This is a genomic window from Streptomyces sp. NBC_01515, assembly GCF_045040345.1.
GTDB lineage: Bacteria > Actinomycetota > Actinomycetes > Streptomycetales > Streptomycetaceae > Streptomyces.
Map to the genome: position 1 here is coordinate 10,737,385 of NZ_CP109416.1, position 20,842 is coordinate 10,758,226.

At 71.8% G+C, this 20,842-nt stretch carries 11 protein-coding genes and 1 pseudogene; 6 read left to right on the forward strand and 6 right to left on the reverse strand.

All coding sequences use genetic code 11. The annotated features are described in order from the left end of the window. Positions 1-8: 8 nt before the first annotated feature. The 4 genes and pseudogenes from OG407_RS47415 to OG407_RS47430 form a co-directional block, all read left to right on the forward strand. Positions 9-440: a YbaB/EbfC family nucleoid-associated protein gene (locus OG407_RS47415; RefSeq protein ID WP_405867395.1), complete on the forward strand. Its 432-nt coding sequence runs from the start codon at positions 9-11 to the stop codon at positions 438-440. Continuing rightward, the gene (locus OG407_RS47420; protein WP_405867397.1) at positions 433-807 is read left to right on the forward strand and encodes a WXG100 family type VII secretion target; all 375 of its coding nucleotides are present in this window, start codon (positions 433-435) and stop codon (positions 805-807) included. The genes OG407_RS47415 and OG407_RS47420 overlap by 8 nt, the downstream gene beginning before the upstream one ends. Positions 808-859: 52 nt before the next feature. Beyond that, positions 860-13,972, forward strand: a complete 13,113-nt coding sequence (locus OG407_RS47425; protein WP_405867399.1) for a hypothetical protein — start codon at positions 860-862, stop codon at positions 13,970-13,972. Positions 13,973-14,120: 148 nt separating this feature from the next. Further along, positions 14,121-14,469 (forward strand): annotated as a pseudogene (locus OG407_RS47430) (pyruvate formate-lyase 1-activating enzyme); the annotation flags it as partial. Positions 14,470-14,776: 307 nt separating this feature from the next. Here OG407_RS47430 and OG407_RS47435 read toward each other — a convergent pair. Next, a complete protein-coding gene (locus OG407_RS47435; protein WP_405867401.1) occupies positions 14,777-16,180 on the reverse strand; it encodes a DHA2 family efflux MFS transporter permease subunit in 1,404 nt (467 codons plus the stop codon). A gap of 241 nt (positions 16,181-16,421) precedes the next feature. On the opposite strand from OG407_RS47435, the gene OG407_RS47440 reads away from it, so the two are divergent. Further along, the gene (locus tag OG407_RS47440) at positions 16,422-16,853 is read left to right on the forward strand and encodes a MarR family winged helix-turn-helix transcriptional regulator (protein ID WP_403589079.1); all 432 of its coding nucleotides are present in this window, start codon (positions 16,422-16,424) and stop codon (positions 16,851-16,853) included. A gap of 19 nt (positions 16,854-16,872) precedes the next feature. Here the strand turns inward: OG407_RS47440 and OG407_RS47445 are convergent, their stop codons facing one another. The 3 genes from OG407_RS47445 to OG407_RS47455 are packed head-to-tail and all read right to left on the reverse strand — an operon-like array spanning position 16,873 to position 17,969. Next, positions 16,873-17,259 (reverse strand): fic family toxin-antitoxin system, toxin component, encoded by a 387-nt coding sequence (locus OG407_RS47445; RefSeq protein ID WP_405867404.1) that lies wholly within the window; start codon positions 17,257-17,259, stop codon positions 16,873-16,875. Next, on the reverse strand, positions 17,256-17,555 hold the full coding sequence (locus tag OG407_RS47450; protein WP_405867406.1) for a DUF1778 domain-containing protein: 300 nt from the start codon (positions 17,553-17,555) through the stop codon (positions 17,256-17,258). Before OG407_RS47450 ends, OG407_RS47445 begins: the two co-directional genes overlap by 4 nt. 45 nt (positions 17,556-17,600) lie before the next feature. Further along, positions 17,601-17,969, reverse strand: a complete 369-nt coding sequence (locus OG407_RS47455; RefSeq protein ID WP_405867408.1) for an NUDIX domain-containing protein — start codon at positions 17,967-17,969, stop codon at positions 17,601-17,603. Positions 17,970-18,191: 222 nt separating this feature from the next. On the opposite strand from OG407_RS47455, the gene OG407_RS47460 reads away from it, so the two are divergent. Next, positions 18,192-19,307: a TDT family transporter gene (locus OG407_RS47460; RefSeq protein WP_405867410.1), complete on the forward strand. Its 1,116-nt coding sequence runs from the start codon at positions 18,192-18,194 to the stop codon at positions 19,305-19,307. Here the strand turns inward: OG407_RS47460 and OG407_RS47465 are convergent. Next, positions 19,304-19,756, reverse strand: coding sequence for a DUF6884 domain-containing protein (locus tag OG407_RS47465; RefSeq protein ID WP_405867412.1), 453 nt, complete (start codon positions 19,754-19,756; stop codon positions 19,304-19,306). The two genes, OG407_RS47460 and OG407_RS47465, sit on opposite strands and share 4 nt — an antisense overlap. Further along, complete coding sequence (locus OG407_RS47470) at positions 19,753-20,811, reverse strand: GlxA family transcriptional regulator (protein WP_405867414.1); 1,059 nt, start codon at positions 20,809-20,811, stop codon at positions 19,753-19,755. The genes OG407_RS47465 and OG407_RS47470 overlap by 4 nt, the downstream gene beginning before the upstream one ends. Positions 20,812-20,842 lie beyond the last annotated feature (31 nt).

Consider the following 20,842-nt stretch of genomic DNA (forward strand, 5'->3'; position numbering starts at 1 on the left):
GTGATCACATGCCCGGTCCGTACGACCTGCAGATCGAGGATCTGCTGGACCAGTACCGCCGTCAGCGCAAGGAAGCCGCCGCGACCCGGCGCCGTATCAATGAGACGACCTCGACCGTGACCGCCCCGCGGCAGACGGTGAAGATCACTGTCGGGGCGCAGGGCGAGGTCACCGCCATCGAGTTCCCCACCGGCGCCTACCGCCGGATGGCACCCAAGGAACTGGCCGACGTCCTGCTCACCACCCTCCGGCAGGCCAGGGCGGAGGCACTGGAGGGCGTCGCCGGTGTGCTCGCCGAGCAGTTGCCGCCCGGAGTGACCGTGCCCGACCTGCTCCAGGGCCGGGTCGATCCCGGCGCCGTCCTGCCCGAGGACCCGGCCATGCCCGACTCCGTACGTGACTACGTCGACCACGGCTTCCAGGGAGAGACCCATGAGTGACGGCACCTTCTCCGTGGACACCGCCCGGCTCGACCAGTCCGCGCCGCAGGTCCAGGAGCTGGCCGGACGGATCCGGTCCATCGCCTCGAAGCTGGACGGTCGCCTTGAGGCACTCGGCGAGTGCTGGGGCGACGACGAGAGCGGACGGCAGTTCCTGGAGCAGTACGCCGAGCCCAAGCGGCAGCTCAGCGCCGGTATCACCGGCGCCGGTCAGGTGCTCGACAGCACGGTCGAGGGCATCCGGACCATGGCCAAGGGGTTCCAGCAGACCGAGGAACGGAACGTGGAGACACTGCGCGCGATCACGCCTGCGGCCGACACCGTCACGGCGGGCGAGTCGACACCGCACCGCTCCACCCGGCGATGAGCCGCGGCACCACGACGGACCACAGCACGACGACAGAGGAACGCGGCACCCCATGAGCGTCGACATGCCCCCCGAGCTGGCCTGGGTCGCCCGGCTGGCGGTCGGGCAGGCCTGGCCCAAGGGCAACGAGGACAACCTGCAGGCCCTCGGCCAGGCCTGGAACGACGCCGCGCAGGAGCTCAAGGGCATCAGCGCGCAGATCGGTCAGTCCGGCAACGGAGTCCTGGAGAGCGTGGGCGGCCAGGTCGCGGACGAGTTCCGCGGCTTCGTCGCGCAACTGGAGTCCACCCTGCCGGACATGGCGGAGTCCGCGGGCCAGTTGGGGAAGCTGGGCAAGCACACCGCCGTCCAGGTCGAGTACTCCAAGTACATGATCCTCGGTCAGCTGATCCTGCTGGCCGCGCAGATCGCCGAGTGGGCCTTCTTCGCGCCCGAGGTCATCCCGCTGGCCGTCACCGGCGCCCGAGTCGCCGTCAAGATGATCCTCCGCCGCCTGCTCATCTCGATCGCGACCGGCATCGCCCTCAACGTGGGCCTCGACGCCGCCGTCCAGACCATCCAGTTCCTCAAGGGCGACCGCACCGAGTGGTCCACGGACAACACCGTCTCCGCCGTGATCTCGGGCGCCATCGGCGGTGCCATGGGCGGCATCTTCTTCGGCGCGGGCAGCGTCTTCGCACCGAAGTTCGCGCACTCGCTGTTCGGCAAGGGCGTCCTGGGCGCGGCCACCGGCCTGGGCACCGCCGGGATCATGTACGGGATCTACCACAGCGGTGAGGACGAGTTCGGCTCGTCCGTCACCGCCGGTCTCCTGGGCGCCCTGGGCGGCGGTGGCAAACGACGTTTCGGCGGCAAGAACGACACGGTTCAGGTGGACCCCGTCCATGTGAACCTGCCCGACGCGATCAAGCTCGACCTGCCGGGGCTGGTGTCGGCGGAGAAGGCGGAGTTGACGGACCCCGGGGCCTTTCCGGCGACGATGAAGAGCACGGCGACCGCGGACACGGGCGGGCTGAACGGGACCAGGGGCGGAACCGGGACCGGAACGGCTTCCGGGATGGCGACCAGGTCGGCCACGAGCACCGGCGGGCTGGGGCACATGGTGTCCCACACCGCCGATACCGACACCACCACCGTGCACGGCGCGACCGGGGACACGTCCACCCCCGTCACCGCCCCGCACGACGGCGGCCTGCCCGGTTTCGCGACCACGCTCACCTCCACGCCGGGCACCACACCGGGTACGACGACATCCACCGCCACGGATCCCGCCACCGTCCGCACCGGTACGACGGCCACCGCGCCGGGCCGCGTCGACACAGGAGGCAGTGGCAGCGGCGTCGGGACCGGAACCACGGCCGCGAGCGCGAACCGCCCCTCGACAGGCGGTAGTTCGGGCACCGCCACCGAGAGCGGGCGTCCGTCCACCGTGAGCACGGGACCCGGCCGAGGCACCGGTCCGGGCACAGCCGAGTCGACGTCGGCCGTCCGCACCGAGACCGGCACCCCACCGCCCACGCCCACCCGCACGCAGACCGGCCCGGAAGCCACCGGGACCACTGAACCCACCACCGCCTCTACGGGGGCGACGCAGACCGGGACGACCTCGCGTGCGACGGCCACCGCCACGGAGACGGCGTCCGTACCTGGGAGCGTCACCGGCGAGTCCCATGTCGCCACGCCGAACTCCCTTACGGTGCACGCCGCGACGGACGTAAGGACGGACACCTCGGCGGCCACGGCCACGCGGGAGACCACGACGTCCGTCGCTGCGCTCGCCGGGGTGACCACCACCTCCGACCCGGGTCCCACGCCACCTCCCGGCCACCACCCCGGCGGCGGACAGGGGGAGGCACCCCGAAGGGCGCTCGACCGTACGCCGCGCTTCGTCGTCCGGTCCGCCTTCGAGGCCAGGCGGTTCACCTATCAGGGCGAGCGCGTCGCCGACCTGACTGTCAGGGTGGCGTTCCGGGACGGGGGCGGGGAACACGACACCGACGCCGTCTGGAACCGGATGGCCGACGGAGTCCGGCAGTTCCTCAACGAGCCCGGATACCACCTCCCCAACGGCGACCGTCTGCACGTCACCGTGTTGCCCGCACACCCGGGAGAGGAGCCGCACCTGACGGTCGACCTGGTCGGCCGTGACCGGGCCATGGACCAGCAGTCGTGGTGGGCGGACGCCCAACCCGTCGACTTCGCCCATGAGTTGGGCCACCAGATAGGCCTCCGTGACGAGTACCGCGACGAGACCGCCCCGCAGCGCCCAGCCGTCGAGGGCAGCCTCCAGGGCGACTACCGAGCCGACGCGCCCGAGGGCCTGCGCCAGGCGGGGCTACGGGACCGCCACCTGCGTCTGATCGGCACGCTGGTCGGCGACCTCGGCGAGGGCACCGGCCCACGGCACATCGAGGAGCCGGCGACGGTGGGGCGCACACAGGCCGCGGAACTCCCGCACGACGAGGAGTGGGCGCGAGCCTGGCTCGCCGTCGAGGGCCACGACCGCCGTCATGTGTGGGTGGACCCGGTGTCCGACCCCCGGGGCGTGGGACGCGACACCCGCACCCAAGCGGACGCCGGACCGGCCGGCGACGAGATCACCCCGCAAGCCCCACAGGCGGACACCAACGGCGCACACTCCGACGGCACCGCCATGATGACGCGCCCCCCGCGAGCCCGGACTTCGAACATTCCACCCGCCGCGGCGGCGGAGTCCTCCACGCAAGCCCAGGCTCGTGCGGAACGGTCCGCGGAACACCCCGCGCTCTCGGCTGTCCCCGACACCGACGGCTTCGCCGAACTGCGCCATCTGTCGTCCACCCATGTGACCGAGGCCGAGGCGCGGTCGCGCTACGGAATGCCCGCGGCCAACTTCCGCAAGTTCCAGCAGATCGCCGCCGCCCACAATCTCAGGATCGACGTCCGTCCGACCAACCCGACGGCCGTGAAGTGGCTGGAGGAGGGGAAGCTCCCGAAGCCGAAGGACATCAAGGCGAAGTCGATCAACGAGCTGGACGTCCTGCTCGGAGCCAAGGCCGAACACCGGGGACTGATCGGGTACTTCCAGCCCGTGAGACCCGAGCGCGGGAACCTCGACGAGACGACATGGTCCCGTCTCGAGGCGCGTTTCGCGCAACGGACCGAGGAGTTCGAGACGCTCGCCCCGACCATGGACCGGCTGCGTGCCGAGGACCGGTTCAAGGTCGAGGGCGGCCTGGTGTTCGGTCGGGACGGCCGAGGCGAGTGGCAGGAGATCACCGGCGACCACGACGTTTTCGACATCAACACGCCGGGCGGTACGCGGCTGAAGGGCGGCCGGTACGACGAAGTGGTCGGCGAGATGATGGCCAACGACATGGCCGTCATGCACGGCGCGCACATGGACTGGGAGCCCTCCACCCCCTTCAGCAAGGGCATCTTCACCAAGATCGTGCAGTCGCACCAGGTGGGTGGCGAGCCCCTGCTCCGCTTCCGTCCCGACGTGAACGATGTCGAACTCGTCCACGCCACACCCGAGATCCGCCTCACCGCACCGGAACCGAAGCCGCGGTCGAGTGGAGGAGCGGTCGCGTCACCGCGCGAGGCGGAGCGGCACCTTGTCGAGCCCGGGGATGTTGAACGCCGTCTCGCCGAGCCGCTGCCGCACTCCGAACGACGTTCCGCGCAACCCGAGACCGACTCCACGACACCGATCACCCGCGAACCACGCCTCACTGAGTCGGAGCCGACGACCACCCACGATGAGCAGCCTTCCGTCAGAGGTGAGTCACGGGTACACGAGGTCGAACAACCTCTTACCCGAGGCGGGTCGACGCTCCGGCGAGCCGAACGCCCCCTTGTGGATGACGAGTTGGCCGTCCGACGGTCCGAATCCCCCCTCGCGCGGCGCGAGTCGCCGGTCCGACATGGCGAATCGCCCCTCTCGCGAGACGAGTCACTGGTTCGTCGCCCCGAATCGCCCCTCGTCCGTGACGAGTCAGTGGTCCACCGAGCCGAATCGCCCGCTGTCCACGACGAGTCACCGGTCCATCTCGCCGAACCCCCGCTCGCCAATGCCGAGTCACGGCCGCGCCAGACCGAACCACCCCTCGCCCAGACCGACTTGTCGTTCGTGCGTGCCGAACCACCCCTCGCCCAGGCCGACTCGCCGATCGTGCGCGCCGAGTCACCCCTCGCTCGGGCCGAGTCGCCCGTCGCGGTGCCGAAGGAGTTCGAGCCGTCGACCGTCGTGGAGCCCGGAGACCCCGAGGTGCCGGTCGTGGAACCCCGGTCCGCTCCCGGAGACGTCGTCAAGGACGCCGTCGCCGAGGCCGCGCCGATGGTCGTAGAGCCCGAAGGCGACCCCCAGACGCCGCCCCCGCCGGGTGGCGACACCGCCCGGGCCGGTGACCCGCCCCCATCCGAACCCGCACCCGTGGATCATGATCCGCCGGCTCCGGTGCCGCCCTCGCTGGGCGGCCGGTATCAGCGGTCGCTGGCCGGGATCACCATCACCGACGCGCCAGGACCTGAGGAACTGCGGGCGCGGGTGCTGGAGATGCTGCCCGCCGCGCACCGTACCGACCGCTTGGTCGTGCAGACGCTGGACGCGGAGTTCGACCCGGCCGACTTCCGTACCCAGCACGACCCGATGGTCAACGGCGGCCGGCGTTTCCAGATCCGGGTGGGCGGTGCCCTGCACGACGTGGTGCTCAGGGCCCGGCCGGAGGAATGGGTCCGGAAGGAAGAGGGGACGGCGGGTCAGGGGAGCGGCGGGAAGGGGTTCGAGCGGACCGCCGAGGCCAAGCACCAGCCGGAACCGCAGAAGACCTCCCTCACCACGACCGAGACGGGACTCGACCTGGCCCCCACCGTGATCCGCCCGATCGCGGGCCACAGTGACCAACTGGCCCTGGTGACCCCCTCGGTGAAGGCCGGCGGCGCCACACACGCGGCCGACACCTCGGTGAAGGCCAGTTCCGAGACGGGTGTGAAGACCGCGCTCACCGGGCCCACCGAAACCTACGTCTCGCGCTTCCGCTACGAGGCGGAGGTCATCGGGCCCGACGGCCGGCCGCTGGCCGGTCAACGGAGTGGTGATCCCCTCCACGGCGAGGTGACGGCGGAGATCGGCCGCCCGGAGACGGATCCGGCCCACCCACAGGCCGCCCCGTCGCACGGCTGGGACAACGGCGGCACGAGGCACCCGGAGGGCCGTCCGCTCGACGTCACCGGTCTGAACGACCTCCATGCCGACGTCTTCCGCCACCTCCCGCGCGAGCGGCGCCCTGACGGCACCGCCCACAACGACATCCTCGACTTCCTGTCCCCGAAGAACGTCATGGACGGCTTCGAGCACGCCACCGGCTGGGGCCTGACCTCCAAGCAGCTGGATCTCTCCGACGGCGGCCATGCCTGGCTCCGTCTCACCATGGAGCCCCAGACGTCCGTCCACGAGGGCACGGTCTCCGACAAGGACACCTTCACCAGCAAGGAGAAGGGCGAGCACGCCACCGGCCGGACCGACACCTCCACCTGGGGCCTCGGACTGAACGGGGGAGGGGCGCGCCGACTGTGGGAGAGCACGACGACCGAGGAGTCGACCTGGCTGGCGGTCACCGGCGGCTACTCCTACGCCCACAGCCAGGCGCACCAGGAGAAGGGCAAGCAGACTTTCTCGCTGGAGCACAGCCTGGAACACGCGGGCACGGGTGACCTGGTCAGAACCGCGGTGCGGTTCCGCGTGGAGGTCCTGCGCGCGCACCTGTCTCCGGGCGCGGACGGTCTGCACGCGGTACGGCAGGAGCCGGAGCCCGAGCACGACAGGGCGCGGGGCGACGAGGAGAACCCGGCCCCCGCGCGGACCGGCGAGGTCATCCGCGTCCGCCCGCACCCGGCCATGACCGCGGCCACCGGCGCCCCGCACGACACCGAGGCACCGGGCACCCGTCCCGTCCCCGGGAACCTGCGCGAGCCGCTGACCGCGCAGCGCACCGCCTTCGTCGATGTCCCCGGCTCGGTGGAGCTGGAGCGGCACATCACCGACCAGTTGCGCGCGCTGGCCCCCGGCATCCTTCCGCCGCCCGGCGGTGGGGAAGGCCGTGTCACGCCCCAGGCCATGGAGAACCAGCGCCTGTTGCGAGAGCGTGTCTCGCGGTCCGGCCTGCGCGCCGACGGCGGACAACTCCTCGACGGCACGTTCCGGATCACCCTGGACGTCTCCCATCTGCCGGGGCTGCCAGGACGTACGTACGAGGTCGTGATCAGGGCCAACACCGGGACCGGCAGCCACGACGGGGGTGTCGCGTCGACGGCGAAGAGCACGGTGACCCGAGGGCACGCCTCCGACAAGGCCGTCACCCAGGGCAGCAAGCACACCCTCAGCGTCGGCGGCAACGTACGCAGGGCGATGAACCCGCCGGACACCGTGCGGGCGTTCGTCAACGCCGGTGTCGACGGCTCGTACGCGCCGTCCCGGCAGACGGTCGCGTCCAGCGAGACGCAGGTCAAACGCGAGTTCCAGCACAAGGGGCAGGCCGACGCGTTCAGTTACCCGGTGACGTACAGCGTCAAGGCCGGCCCGCACCGGCAGGGCGACCCGCCGGGCACGCTGTCCGCCCATGACACCGGCGCGCTACCCGAGGTGCGGCCCCTGAACGACAGCCCGCTGCGGGTCGAGGTGCGGCGGCCGGAGATCTCCGCGACGGCGCCCCGCTACCTGGGGCCCGGTCGGCTGCCGCAGCTGCACGCGGTCACGCACGTCACGGACGAGGCCGGGTTCAGACGGCAGGCACAGATGGCCCTCGGGCGCGCGTACGAGACCCGTGAGACCGCCGACAGCGAACCGCCGCGCGTCCCCGAACTCGACGAAGCCGTGGACGCGTTGGCCGGGCGGGCGGAGCTGCCCGGACTGGTCTCCGCGTCGCAGTCGGGCTGGGCCAACACCCTCGACCGGCACGTGGGCGAGGGGCGTGCCCCCGACGCCGTCGGCCTGTCGATGCGCACCCGGCTGACCGAACTCACCTACCAGGAGACCCTGTCCGGGGAGGGCACGCTCACCCTGGAGCTGAAGGCGAGCGGCGCCACCACCCTCGCCGACCAGACGTCCTGGTCCGCCAAGGGCAACCTCGGCCCCGACTTCGGCCTGTTCCCCGAGACCGCGACCGGCCAGCTGACCACCGGCTACCAGATACGCGGCGGCGGCAAGGGCAAGCTCGGCGGCCAGTGGGACGGTGCCGACACCTTCAAGCAGGAGACAAGCACCGTCCGCAAGGTCAGCCGCACGGACACGTGGCACGTCTACCAGGCCTCGGCCGAGGTGAGCATCGCCGGTCGCGTCACCGACGGGGCCGGGTCGTCGCACGTCGGCCCCCGCGTCCGCCGCGACCACGACGTGTTCGTGCTGCTGTCCGACGAGGACGTGGCACGGTTGCACGCCTCGCCGGAGACGGTGGGCCCCACGACTCCTGGGGACCGCCGGGCCACCCTGCTGGAGCGGGGGATCTCGGGCGGTGCCCTGGTCGACATCCCCGACACGGACGCCGTGTTGAGTGAGATCGACCAGCAGTTGCGCGGATCCAACACCGACCCCGTCCCCGTCGCCGCGCTGCCCTTCGCCGACGCGTACTCTCCCGACAGCCTCGCGAGCCGCTACGACGAGCTGGCCGGCCCCGGCGTCCTGGACCGGCACGTCCAGGTGACCCGTGCCGGCCGGGTCGTCACCGAGGTACTGGTGCGCGCGACGACGGACAACTGGCGTGACGACGGCGCCCGTTCGGACCGTCCGCTGACCCGTGAGGTCAACGCCGCCCACACCGTGAAGGGCAAGGCCGGCAGCAAGTGGTCCGCGGGGGCCGACGGCAACCTGCGTGCCTCGGTGCGGCCACCGGTGGCCCACCTGAACTCGGCCACCCTGGCACCCGGGGCAGCCTTCGAAGGCGGCCGGGGGAGCAGCGCCGAATCCGGCGTGACCACGAGCGTCGGGCACAAGACGTCCGGATTCGGCGACGTGAACGACCGTTTCACCACGAACATGGGCTTCGAGGTGACGGTCACGCAACGCACGGAGACCGGCCGCTTCATGCGTCTGGCGAAGCGCCCGGCGCCCGTCGAGGCGTCCCCGGCCTCCGCGTGGGTGCCCGAGTCCCTCACCGAGAGCGCGACGGCCGCGCCCCACCCTCACCCTCAGGTGCTGGACGACTTCGCCCACCCCGCGCCCTCGGCCGCCCACCCGTTCGCCATCGAACTGGCCCGGCTGGCCGTCGTACGGCATGCCGAGCGCACCGCGTGGCAGACCGCCCTGCACGGGGCGCACGACCTCGTCGGCTTCGACCGCACCAAGGACCTGTACGACACCGCCGTCCAGGTCCAGGCGACTCCGCGCCCCTGGGGCGACGGGCTGCTCGGCCAGGCCGGCGCGTACTCCTCGTGGGCACTGTCCCAGGGCACCGACCTGGCCGGCTGGGCGGCGCGATCGACTCTGCCCGAGCACCTGACGGACACGGCGTCCCGCTTCCTCGACACCTTCACGGCCGATCCCCGACTGGGCCGCGGCCACGACCTGAGCCAGGAGCAACGCCTCACCCTGGAGCGGCAGTTCGCGGTCCGCCAGATGTTCTCCGGGCAGTCGCTGCCCGCCCTGTTCCACCAACTCAACGCCCCGGACAGTGTGTACCGGGTGCCCGGCACCTCGGTCGCCCTGTCGATGGAGGCCACCGGACCCGCCGAGGAACTGGGCCGCCGTGACGCGGCCGAGGACGAACTCACCGTCGCCGTCAAGGGCGAGTCCGGCACGTCAGCCAACGGCACGTACAACTGGAACATCTCGCCGCTCGACTTCACGGTCCTCACCGACGACCCGACCGTCGCCCTCCCCCTGAGCACCGGACGCGTCACCCGCGACGAGACCCACGACTCCGCCCGCCCGGTCACCCGCGCACCCGGCACGCCCGGCAGACCCACGCCCGACCCGGCGCTCCCGCCCGGCAGAACGGCCACGGAACCCGGCAAGGCAAAGGTCACCGGCCCGGCCTCCCTGATGCGCCAGCCCGTCCGGCTCACGATCCGCGGCCACGACGACGAGGGCCCCTACGGCGTCCCCCGCACCGTCGACGGCCACGTCTTCCACTGGTCCACGTCCCCCGAACCTGCCGCGCCGTCCGTCCACGGGTCGGCTCGCGGGTCCGTGGAGGGGTCACTTGGCGGCTCGGTCCGCCGGCCCGCCGCCGCTCCCCGCCCCGGACCGTCCGGCTCCCGTCCGCCGGGCACCCGCCGCCACGACTCCGGTACCGACGAGGTCGCCCCGCGCGCACCCCGGACCGACTCCCGCCAGGCGGATACGCCCGGGCCGACGGAGACGAGGCGGACGGCGCAGGCGACGCAGACGCCCGACACGAGGGAGACATCGGGCACGGCCGCCGAAACGGCCGCGACGGCCGCGGACACCGTACGCATCGAGCACCATGCCCCCACCCCCGCCCCGGCGCTCACCCGCAGCATGGCCTTCGCCACCGAGGACGCCACCACGCTGGGCCCCGACGAGACCGCCCATGTCGACACACTGGCTGCCGAGGTGGCACACGACGCGGTACAGCGCGCGCAAGCCCAACTCGCCCTGCCGGACGTGCTGGTCACCGGACACGGCACCGCGTCCGTAGCGGGCCAGCCGCACTTCGGCAGGGCGGTCCGGATCGGCGCCGAGCGTGCCGAGGCCGTGCGTGAGGTCTTCGCCGGGCGCCTCGACGCGCAGCTGCGGGAACTGGGTTCCTCCTTGACATCGGACGCGTTCACGATCGCGGCCGAGTCCCGTGGCTCGGACCTGCCCGACGGCACGGACCTCGTCCACGACACCCCGGAGGCCCGCCGCCGCGCGGTCATCACGGTCACCCATCCGCCGGGCCCGGTGCGGGAGCCGTCCGTACCCGGCGGGCAGTCGGCGCATCGCCCGGATCGGCCCCGGGTCGGCGACGCGCGGTCCGTCGTACGCGAGGAGGGGCCCTCCACCTCCGACGGACAACCACCCATCCGCCCCGCCCAATGGCGTGACCGCCGCGATCAAGCAGCGTGGGCCGTGCTGCGCACCGAACACTACGACCCCGCCCGCGACCCGGCGACCGGCCGTCCCGCGCCCGGGCTGCTCGCGGGGCGGGATGTCGTCGTCCGTGCCGCGGTCGCCCGGATCCAGGCGGACGACGGACGCTGGGTGCGCAACGTCGCCCTGCATCTTCCGGTGCGGTTCGGCGCGGGCTTCGGGCGCGGTGAGCTGGGCGCGTACCGGGACCGGCTGCAGACGCTGCTGGACACGCACGTCAACGGTGGGCGCCGACTGCCCGGTTCGGGCGATCAGCTGCACATCGACGTGGAGGTGGAGCACCGGCCGGACCACCCCGAGGCCGTCGAGATCAGCCTGAGCGACCGGCCCGACCGCGAGTGGGACCAGTTCACCTTCCCGCTGGGCACCCACGAGGGGATCCGGGACGACGCCCGGGCGCTCCACGAACTGCTGCACTACGCGGGCGTGCCGGACCGCTACCACGACACGACGACGCTCTTCCGCCGCCTCGAACGGCAGGCCGACCGGACCGGCGTCATGGCGGACATCGACACCGTCGACGTACTGGACGCGTATGTGCGGGCCATCGGCGAGACGACCGACTCCGGACCGGTCCTGCGGGACCTGCCGTACACCGAGGACGGGAAGCCGGCCGTCGTCGCGCCGGGGCTGTCCGGTGCCGCCGCCCGTGACGTCCTGCTGTCGGTGGACCCCGAGCCGGATGCGCCGGCCCGTGCCCCGGCCGCCGCGCCGTTCGCCGACCTTGACCGCGCAGGGGTCTACGAACTGCTCAGCCGCGTATGGCACGTGGACACCGAGATGGAGCACGGCCGTAACTGGGCCGGCCCCGGGCGGCGTACGTTCGACCCCACTCAGTACCACGTCCACCTCGACAGCGGGGACCGGCTCCGGCGCGAGCCACCGTGGACCGAGGCCTATGTCGTCATGGCCCGCGTCACGGGGGACCACATCACGCTGCAGACCCCGGGCGGCCCCGTCCGGCTGACCGATCCGGCGGACTTCGCGGTCGTGCTGAAGGATGACCCGACCCGGCCGCCGAACGCCGACATCGTGCTGGCCGTGCGCGGCCTTCCGGCGGACGCCCTCGGCTTGCCCGAGGCCGTCTTCCTGGCGACGGGGCGGCGCGTCTGGACGCCGTCGGGCGGAACCCTGAACATGGTGACCCACCGCACGGGTGCGGCGGCGGCGGAGCGGGTCGTGCTGTCCGGCCGCGATCCGCGCTGGCTCCCGACCACCTCGGAGGCGGGCCCGGACCACTTCGCGCATCTGCGGGCCGAGCGTCTGGTCACCCAGGAGTACTCGGTCCGGGTCCCCGACGCGGGCACCGTGCTCTTCCACCGGTTGCCCGCCACTCGCCTCGACGTCTTCCACTCCGTCGCCCCGTCCGACGAGCACGCCCCCGCGCTGATCCTGCCCGTCCAGGAACTGCACGCGGTGCCCGCCGGGGAATTCCCCGCGATCCAGGTGTCGCGGGACCACTCGCTGGCCATCGACGCCGGCGGGCTGAGCCAGCACGCCTACGCCACCGAGCGGGCCGTCGACGAGGCCAACGTGAAGCTGGCCGCGGCCGGCAGCAAGGTGCGGCTGACCGCCGATCCCGAGGTCTCCCTCTCTCTGACCCGGGCGGACGGACTGCCCACACCGCCGCTGTTGCGCGTCACCCCGGAGTTCCTGACCCGCTCCGGCCGCTCCGAGGAGGAGGCCTGCCGGGACTTCGCACAGATGGTGTCGGGCGAGGTCAGGGCCTCGCACGTGGTGTTCCGGGCACCGGAGCGGCCGGTCGCCACGGGACAGGTCAGTGCCCTGGACACGGCCGAGGTCACGGGTACCCATCACCTCGCCGAGTCCCTGTCCCATGTCGCCGACCGCCTGATCGACCCCGCCGCCACCGGCCCGGTCTGGGCCGCCACGCAGATAGCCCAGGACAACCGGGGCGTCGGCGGACAGGGCGGCGCGCCGATGCCCGGCAGGGAGTACGGCAGCGCGCTCAGCTACGAACACGTCGACGATCCGCGCCGTGAGGCACTGGCGCAGGCGGCGCGGCGGACCGGGATCAACGAAGGTGCCTGGGCCGAGGTGGGCGAGGGTTACCTCGTCCAGTCGATCAGCGCGGCCGACGCCGAGGGCAGGCCGACCCTGGAGTTCAACTACGCCAAGCCCGGCGCGAGCAACGAGTCGCACTTCGGCTACCATTTCGCGTCCGTCGTGCTCGCCAGTGAGGACGGACAGTCCCAGCTCACTCTGGAGAACCACGCCCGGGTCAGCAGGAACCGCGCCGAGATGCATGAGGCGGTCGAGCGGAACCTGCGCAGCTCCGCCGCCGAACTGCGCACGCTGGCCCACTCGTTGAACCAGCGCGTGCGGTACGCGGAACAAGTGGAGGCGTCCCCGGAACACCGGGAGATGCTGAAGACCAGGGCCCGGCTCGCCGACCTGCTGGTCGCGGCGAAGGAGGCCCGCGACAACGGCCTGCCCGTGGAGGAGCAGGAGCGCGTCACCCGGCAGGCCGCCACGGTGATGCTGCGTACGGCTCGCATGATCGACGGCAAGGCCCAGTGGTACTTCCGCTCGTACAGCAGACGCCCCGGTGAGTCGATGCACGAGACCCACGCGGAACTGCTGTCGGACCACCTCTCGGCCGAGGCGAACCCCCTCACCCTGGTCGTCCTCCACGGCCACGCCGTGTCCGCGCCCGAGCACCGGTTCATCTCGTTCGACGCCCCCCACACCATGGCGGACAGCGGCGGGTACAAGCTCGATCACCTGGCCGAACACCTCGTGCGGACCGGCCTCTGGAACCAGTCTCACGGCCTTCCGCTCCCGACGGTACGGCTCACCGGCCACGGTGACGGCCGTGCGCCGCACCGGGACCGCGAACTCACCGCGGCGATGGCCACCAGGGTCCGCGACGAACTGCGCGCCCGCATCGCCGACCTTCTGAGGGACCGCGGCTCGAACACCGACCCCGGCGGCTTCACCATCTCCATCGCATCCGGACTCCACCGCGACGACGGACAGGCCCGTGGCTCCGAGGTCACTTTCGAGGTCGACCACTGGCGCGACAGCCAGGACACGGACGAGGGTGACGGCACGGCAGCCACGGCCCTCTCGTGACGGCCTCGGCCGCTGATTTCTTTCGGCTGCATCGACATGCCGACGTCACGTACGCCCGCGGGTCACCCCTTCTGGAGCCCCCTGCACCGCGCGTCGATCAGGGCCCGGTAGCCGTCGTACCAGACGGTGGCGTGAACCTCACCTCGCCCCACTGCTCCAGCCCGTTTTCACCGCGGAAGTCCTGCGCCGCTGCAACGAGGCCGGCCTGCACACCGCCCTTGACACCTCCGGCTTGCTCGGCGCCCGCGCACCGGCGAACTCCTCGCGGGCCCCGACCTGGTGCTTCTGGACATCAAGTACCTCGACGTCAACACCGGAATCTGACCGGCGGTGAGCTCGCCCCCATCCGGACCATCCCGACGAGGCTGGACCGGCTCGGCGTCCCGATGCGGATCGCGTAAGTCCTGGTCCCCGGCCTTACCTTCCCGTTGCTCGATAGTCCGGTGCCTGAGCCTGGCCTGATCGAGAGCGTGCGCGAGCGCTTGATCGCACCGGGGACGTCCTTGCCGTTGCGGGCGCCGGAGTCACACAGGTACGCGGCGGCGTACAGGGCGTCGTGCGCGTTGTACGGGGAGGGCGGAGTCGCACCGCCCTTCGGCAGGAGGTCCGCGGCCCGGTGCCCGCGGAGCATGCGACGGCGGTGTCGCAGGGGTACAAGAAGCTCGCCGGGTGCACGACCGCCGTGCTCAACTCCAGGGATTCCTGCTCGGTTTCACCGGTGATGCCCTGAGAAACCGGTGATGCTCTGAGAGTCGGCGACAGCCTGGGCGTCGATGGCCCCTGAGCGTCGTGACGGAGCGGACTTCAGTGCGCCTCCTCGTGCCGGTGTCGTAGCCGGGCCGGAGCCTTCCCGCCGCCCGACGCGGTGGTGCCGCGCGCGGCGGCGCGGGCCGGGCCGTCGGGGATCGTGAAGGCGAAGACGGCGGTCACCGCGGCGAGGGCGGCCAGGGTCAAGTAGGCATGCTGGTAAGCGGAGACGGGCGGGTTCGCGGCGGCTCCCGTGGGGGTGCTCAGGACCAGGGCCGTGGTCACCGCCGCCGGTGCGAAGGCTCCGCCGGTCTGCCGTACGACCGTGTTGAGCGTGGACGCCTGGGACAGGTCCTTGCGGGAGAGCGTCGCCAGCGAGGCCACCGTGGTCGGCATGAAGACGCCGCCCATGCCGATGCCCAGCAGGAACATGTAGCCGCGGAACGTCCACAGGCCGGTGTCCTGGTCGCAGGTGGAGAGGAGCACCAGGACCGCGCTCACCATGGCCAGGCCCGAGCCGATGATGATCCGGGGGCCGACCCTGGAGTAGAGGATCCCGGCGATCTGCACGGTCAGCAGCACGCCGAAGGCCTCGGGGAAGGTGCTCGTGCCGGACTCCAGCGCGGAACGGCCCTGCCCCTGCTGGAGGAAGAGCGGGCCGAGATACATCGCGCCGAGGATCGGCACCAGGCCCACCAGATTGATCAGGTTCGTGTCCCGGAAGAGCCGGTCCGCGAAGAGCCGGAGCTTCAACAGCGGCTCGGAGACCCGCAGTTCGAAGACGACGGCCGCGGTGAGCAGGACCGCGCCCACGACGAGGGCGGTGACGACGGAGGGGGAGGACCAGCCGCGGTTGGGCCCCTCGCAGACGCCGAACATCACGCCGCCCAGAGCCGCCGCGCTCAACAGCAGCCCCGTGAGGTCGAATCGGCCGGGCCGGTGCCCACGGTGCTCGGCGAGGAACAACGCCCCGAACACCACGGCGGGCAGGCCCAGCGGGAGGTTGACGTAGAACACCCAACGCCACGACAGATTGTCCACCAGCAGGCCGCCGAGCATCGGCGCGACGGCCGGGGCTATCTGCTGCGGGATGATCATGTACCGCGAAATCCGCACCTGCTCCCAGGAGTTGAAGGTGCTGTAGAGCAGCGAGGACGCGGCCGGGAAGAGCACTCCGGCGGACATGCCCTGCACCGCGCGGGAGGCGATGAGCTGACCGAGGTCGGCCGCCGCGCCGCACAGCAGCGACGAGACGAGGAAGGCGCCGAGGGCGGTGAGCAACACCCGCTTGGCGCCGAACCGTTCGACCAGCCAGGCGGAGGCGGGGATGGCCATGGCCAGGCAGACCGGATAGACCACGACCACCCCGTCCAGGGCGGCCGTCGTCAGCTGGAACTGGCGCGCGATCGACGGGAGCGCGACGGTCGTGATCGCTCCGTCGACGATGGCTATGAACGTCACGCAGACGCACATGACGGGGACGACGAGACGCTGGCCGGGGCGGAGATCGCGGAGGCGACGGAGGCGTTGGACAACTCGCGGGTCTCGTGAGTCTCGTGAGTCTCGTGGGTGGCGGGGAGGGGCGAGGGGGACGGGAGGGCGTCGGAACGGCAGCACATGCTGAGCATACTCACTATGTGAGTGCTCATTGCAGCCGCCCGGGGCTCGTACAATCGGCCCTCACCACGGAACGGGGAACGCCATGGCAGTGCACGGCAGCAGCGACATCCTGGTCGACGAGCTCTACGAGACGACGCACCAGCTGCGCCAGTTCGTCGAGACCCGGCTGCGCGCCAACGGGGCCTCGGTCGCGCGACTGCGCGCCCTGCGGATGCTCGCGCACGCCGAACAGCCCCTCCGCATGAGGGACTTGAGCGAGATGACCGGCGTCGCGGCACGGACCACGACCAGCATCGTGGACAGCCTGGAACGCGACGGTCTGGTGGAGCGCGTACGCCATCCGCACGACCGACGCGCGTTCCTGCTGCGCCTCACCGACAAGGGCCGGGAGTGCCACCGAGAGGCGGAGGAGATCGACGGCCTCGCGCTCGCGGAGGCGACGGCCGAGCTGGACGCGGAGGACCGGGCGCAGCTACGGACCCTGCTCGCGCGCATCCGGAAGGCGACGGACTGAGAACCGAAGGCTCGTGTGCTCAGGCGGTGGTCCAGTCGCGCAACTGGCGAGCGATCCGGGGGAGGCCCAGTTCCCCGGAGGCGGCGTCGCGGACGAGTGCCACGGCCGCCTTGGGCGGGTAGTCGAGGCGACGCTCGTTGAGTATCAGGTAGGCCTCGGTGGCGTGCCAGGCGAAGGCCTCGTTGGAGTGCTCCAGGCACGGCAGCTTCGCCAGGGTCTGCAACAGCGCGGCCGCCTTGAGGTGCAGGGAACCGTAGATGTCGCGCTCCATCGCGCGGGCGTCGACCCGGGCGGCAGCGGCGTAGAGCGGGCCGTAGTCGTCGACCTGGGGATCGCGGTCGAGGAGTTCGGCGGCGTGCAGCAGGAACGTGATGTCGAGCGCGTGCGGTGGTTCGGGCTGGGTCACGCGGCGTGCCCCTGCTCCCGGCGCTCAAGTTCCCGAAGGGCGTCCGCCTCGGCCGCCCGCTGCTCCGCGCTGGGATCGGCGCTGCCGGGCTCGGCCGCGAACGCCGCGCCGCTGCGCGCCATCGACTCCTTGAAGCCCTCAAGGAACCGCTCCTCGACGGCCGTAGCGCGCGCGTAGGCGGCCGAGAGGATGTACTCCTGCAGGCTGACCCCGGCCTGCTTGGCGGCTGCCTCGATGGCCGCGTGCTGCCGGGGGTCTCGGAAGCGGAGGTTCATGGCTTTCGGCGTGTTCGGCATGACGTCCACGGTACCAGTGGTACCACGCACGGGACCCGGCATTTCCTACACCGGCGTATGGCCCTCCAGATAGGTACGCACGGGCGCCGGCACCCCGGCGGAGATGGCATCGGCGAACGGCGCCCAACGCACCTGCCCCGCGGTGAGCTGAGCCTCTCCCGACGGGTCGTCGCTGAGCAGTTGGCACACCACGGCCGGCCCGCCTCCGGACTCGGACTCCAGAAGGCTGGTGCCGTCCACGAGGAAACCGGTGAGTTCGTACACCGCCCGCGCGGCAGTGGCCTGCGCCGTCTCGGCCTCCTCGGGAACACCGGACGGCAGACTCCAGCCACCCTGCACATCCACCAGCAGCACCCGCCCGTCATTCACGACGAGCGCGTCCACCGCGTCCTCGGCGACCTGCTCCAACGCCATGTCCCAACCGTCCCTTCGTTCGTGCAAGGCGCGACCGTTCGTCCGGTCGTGCCCGAGCCGGTTTCCTACCCGGGACTGATCGGTTCACGCGGTAGGGACGCACCGGACCGGGAGACGCCGACTCGGCCCGCGAACCCGGCCGTCCCCTCGATATGGGCCAGGCCTCCCTCGCATCAGGACACGACCGACAACACCGCCCCCACCCCGACCTACGTTGGGCCCATGATCCGCTCCACACCCTCGCCCACGGCCCCCGGCGCAACCCGCCCACCCCTCAGCCCCAGTTGGTTCGCGGCCGTGATGGGCACCGGCATCGTCGCCAACGCGGCGGTCACCCTTCCGCGGAGCCTGCCCGGGTTGCGGACCGCGGCCACGGTCGTCTGGGTGGGCGCCGTACTGCTGCTGGTCCTGCTGGCCGTCGGGTACCTCCGGGGCCGGGGGCTGCGGTCGCACGCGGGGGATCCGGTCGTGGCGCAGTTCTTCGGCGCACCGCCGATGGCACTGCTCACGGTCGGCGCCGGGGCGCTGCTGCTCGGCCGGCGGGTGATCGGGTTCGACGCGGCGCTGGACGTGGACCGGGTGCTGTGGTCGCTCGGCACCGCACTCGGCCTCGCCACCGCCTGCACGGTCCCGTACCTGATGGTCACCCGGCACCGCTTCGCGCCGGACGCGGCGTTCGGCGGCTGGCTGATGCCGATCGTGCCCCCGATGGTCTCCGCCGCGACCGGCGCCCTGCTCGTCCCTTACACCCCGGCCGGTCAACTCCGACTCGCCCTGCTCCTCGCCTGCTACGCGATGCTCGGCCTGGGCCTCGTCGCAGCGCTACTGGTCCTGGCCATCCTCTACGGCCGCCTCGTGCACCACGACGCACCCGCCGGCGCCATGGTGCCCACGGTCTGGATCGGCCTCGGCGCCCTGGGCCAGGCGGTGACGGCACTCGGCGCGCTGGCCACGGCGGCACCGAGCACACTGCCCGCGCTCTACGCCCGGGGCGCCGAGGCCCTCGCGCTGCTGGGCGGAATCCTGGTGTGGGGCTTCGCCCTGCTGTGGCTGGCACTCGCCACCGCCCTGACCGCCCGGACGATCCGCGCCGGGCTGCCGTTCGCGCCCACCTGGTGGTCGTTCATCTTCCCGTTCGGCGCACTCGTGACCGCCACCAACTCCCTTGCGGGGCGCACCGGTTCGGTGCTGTTCGTGTGGCCGGCCGTCGTGTTCTACGCGCTGCTCGTCCTGGCCTGGATCGTGGTGGCGGGCGGCTCCCTGCGCCACGTCGCCGCCACCAGGACTGCGCGGTCGGCGACGCGGGAACTGAGCAACTCCCATACGCAGCCCGGCTAGTTGACAATGCCGTTGCGCAGTACCGCGAGGCGGGCCATCTGCTCACCCATGCCTCGGGTTCCGGCCAGCGGGGTGAGGGCGTGCGGCCAGACGGAGTGGACGAGGCCGACGTGCCGGGCGCCGCCGAGGGCTACGACCGGGTCGAGGAGGATGATGCCACGAAACGTCGCCTGGTCCAGGATGAGTTGGGACGTCACGGCGTCCGTCGCGCCGTGCGGGGTGTCGTACGGCTCGACCACGTCGTCGAGGTCGAGCAGGCCGTACCGTGCGGAGAGGATCAGCAGCCGGTCGGGGCGTAGCGCGTCGGCGGCCTTGCGGCACGCGCGGTGGTACGAGCCGGTGTACAGGTCGGCGGCGCGTGCGGGCCGGTCCAGTTTGCGGCTGCCGCAGGGGATGACGACGAGTTCCGGCTGGAAGCAGTCGAGTTGGAGTCGGTCGTTCGGGGTCATGCCTGCCTGTCCTGTTCTGTGCTCGCGATAGTCGTGTCCGAGTCGGAGTCCGAGTCCGGGTGCGCGCCCGTGCCGGTCGTCCGGAAGCCCGCCCGGAACGCACCCGGCGTCACCCCCAAGTGCCGTACGAATGACCTCCGTAGCGACTCGGCTGAGCCGAACCCGGTGCGCCGCGCCACCACCGGCAGGGCGTCGTCGCCGGTCTCCAGCAGCACCTGGGCGGCCTCCAGCCGGACCCGCTCCACATACCGGGCCGGGGTCGTCCCCACCTCTTCGTCGAAGAGCCGGCTCATATGGCGGACGCTGACGCCCGCCCGGCGGGACATGGCGGCCAGCGTGTGCTCGGCGCCGGGGTTCGCGGTGACCGCGTCCAGCACTCGTCGGAGCAACTCCAGGCGGGAGTGCGGGAGTTGGGAGCGGACGCTGAACTGCGACTGCCCTCCCGGCCGTTGCATGAAGACGACCATGTCCTTGGCGACCGCCCGGGCGACCTCCGCACCGAAATGCTCCTCGACGAGCGCCAAGGAGAGATCGATACCGGCCGAGACACCCGCCGAGGTCATCATCGGCCCGTCCCGCACGAAGATCGCGTCCGGTTGGACCCGCACGGACGGGAAACGTACGGCCAGTTGCCGGGACTGCCGCCAGTGCGTCACGGCCCGACGCCCTCGCAGGAGTCCGGCCGAGGCCAGCAGGAAGGCGCCGGTGCACACCGACGCCGTACAACGCGCCATGCCGTGCAGTCGCCGCACGGCATCCAGGAGCGCGTCGTCCTTGATCGCCGTCTCCCATTCCGGACCGCCCGGGACCACGAGGACGTCGTACGGTTCACGCACGTCGCCCACGGCGAGGTCGGCGCCGATGCGGGTCCCGGCGGAGGTGATCACCCCGGCGCCGTTCTCGGACGCGATCTGCACCCGGTAGCGCCCGCCGAACTCGTTGGCCGAGGTGAACACCTCGATCGGGCCGGTCACATCGAGCAGTCGGACGCCCGGGAAGACAAGGATGGTGACGGTGACGGTGAGGGGGCCCGTTCCGGGACGGTTGTGGTTCATCGGACAGCCAGCATGCGTCGGTGACCGGTGC

What these genes read in the sequence shown, in the direction of transcription:
- OG407_RS47465 (WP_405867412.1), bottom strand. Translation starts at nt 19,756, where the DNA reads ATGACCCCGAACGACCGACTCCAACTCGACTGCTTCCAGCCGGAACTC.
- OG407_RS47425 (WP_405867399.1), top strand. Translation starts at nt 860, where the DNA reads ATGAGCGTCGACATGCCCCCCGAGCTGGCCTGGGTCGCCCGGCTGGCG.
- OG407_RS47415 (WP_405867395.1), top strand. Translation starts at nt 9, where the DNA reads ATGCCCGGTCCGTACGACCTGCAGATCGAGGATCTGCTGGACCAGTAC.
- OG407_RS47420 (WP_405867397.1), top strand. Translation starts at nt 433, where the DNA reads ATGAGTGACGGCACCTTCTCCGTGGACACCGCCCGGCTCGACCAGTCC.
- OG407_RS47455 (WP_405867408.1), bottom strand. Translation starts at nt 17,969, where the DNA reads ATGGCGTTGGAGCAGGTCGCCGAGGACGCGGTGGACGCGCTCGTCGTG.
- OG407_RS47440 (WP_403589079.1), top strand. Translation starts at nt 16,422, where the DNA reads ATGGCAGTGCACGGCAGCAGCGACATCCTGGTCGACGAGCTCTACGAG.
- OG407_RS47460 (WP_405867410.1), top strand. Translation starts at nt 18,192, where the DNA reads ATGATCCGCTCCACACCCTCGCCCACGGCCCCCGGCGCAACCCGCCCA.
- OG407_RS47470 (WP_405867414.1), bottom strand. Translation starts at nt 20,811, where the DNA reads ATGAACCACAACCGTCCCGGAACGGGCCCCCTCACCGTCACCGTCACC.
- OG407_RS47450 (WP_405867406.1), bottom strand. Translation starts at nt 17,555, where the DNA reads ATGCCGAACACGCCGAAAGCCATGAACCTCCGCTTCCGAGACCCCCGG.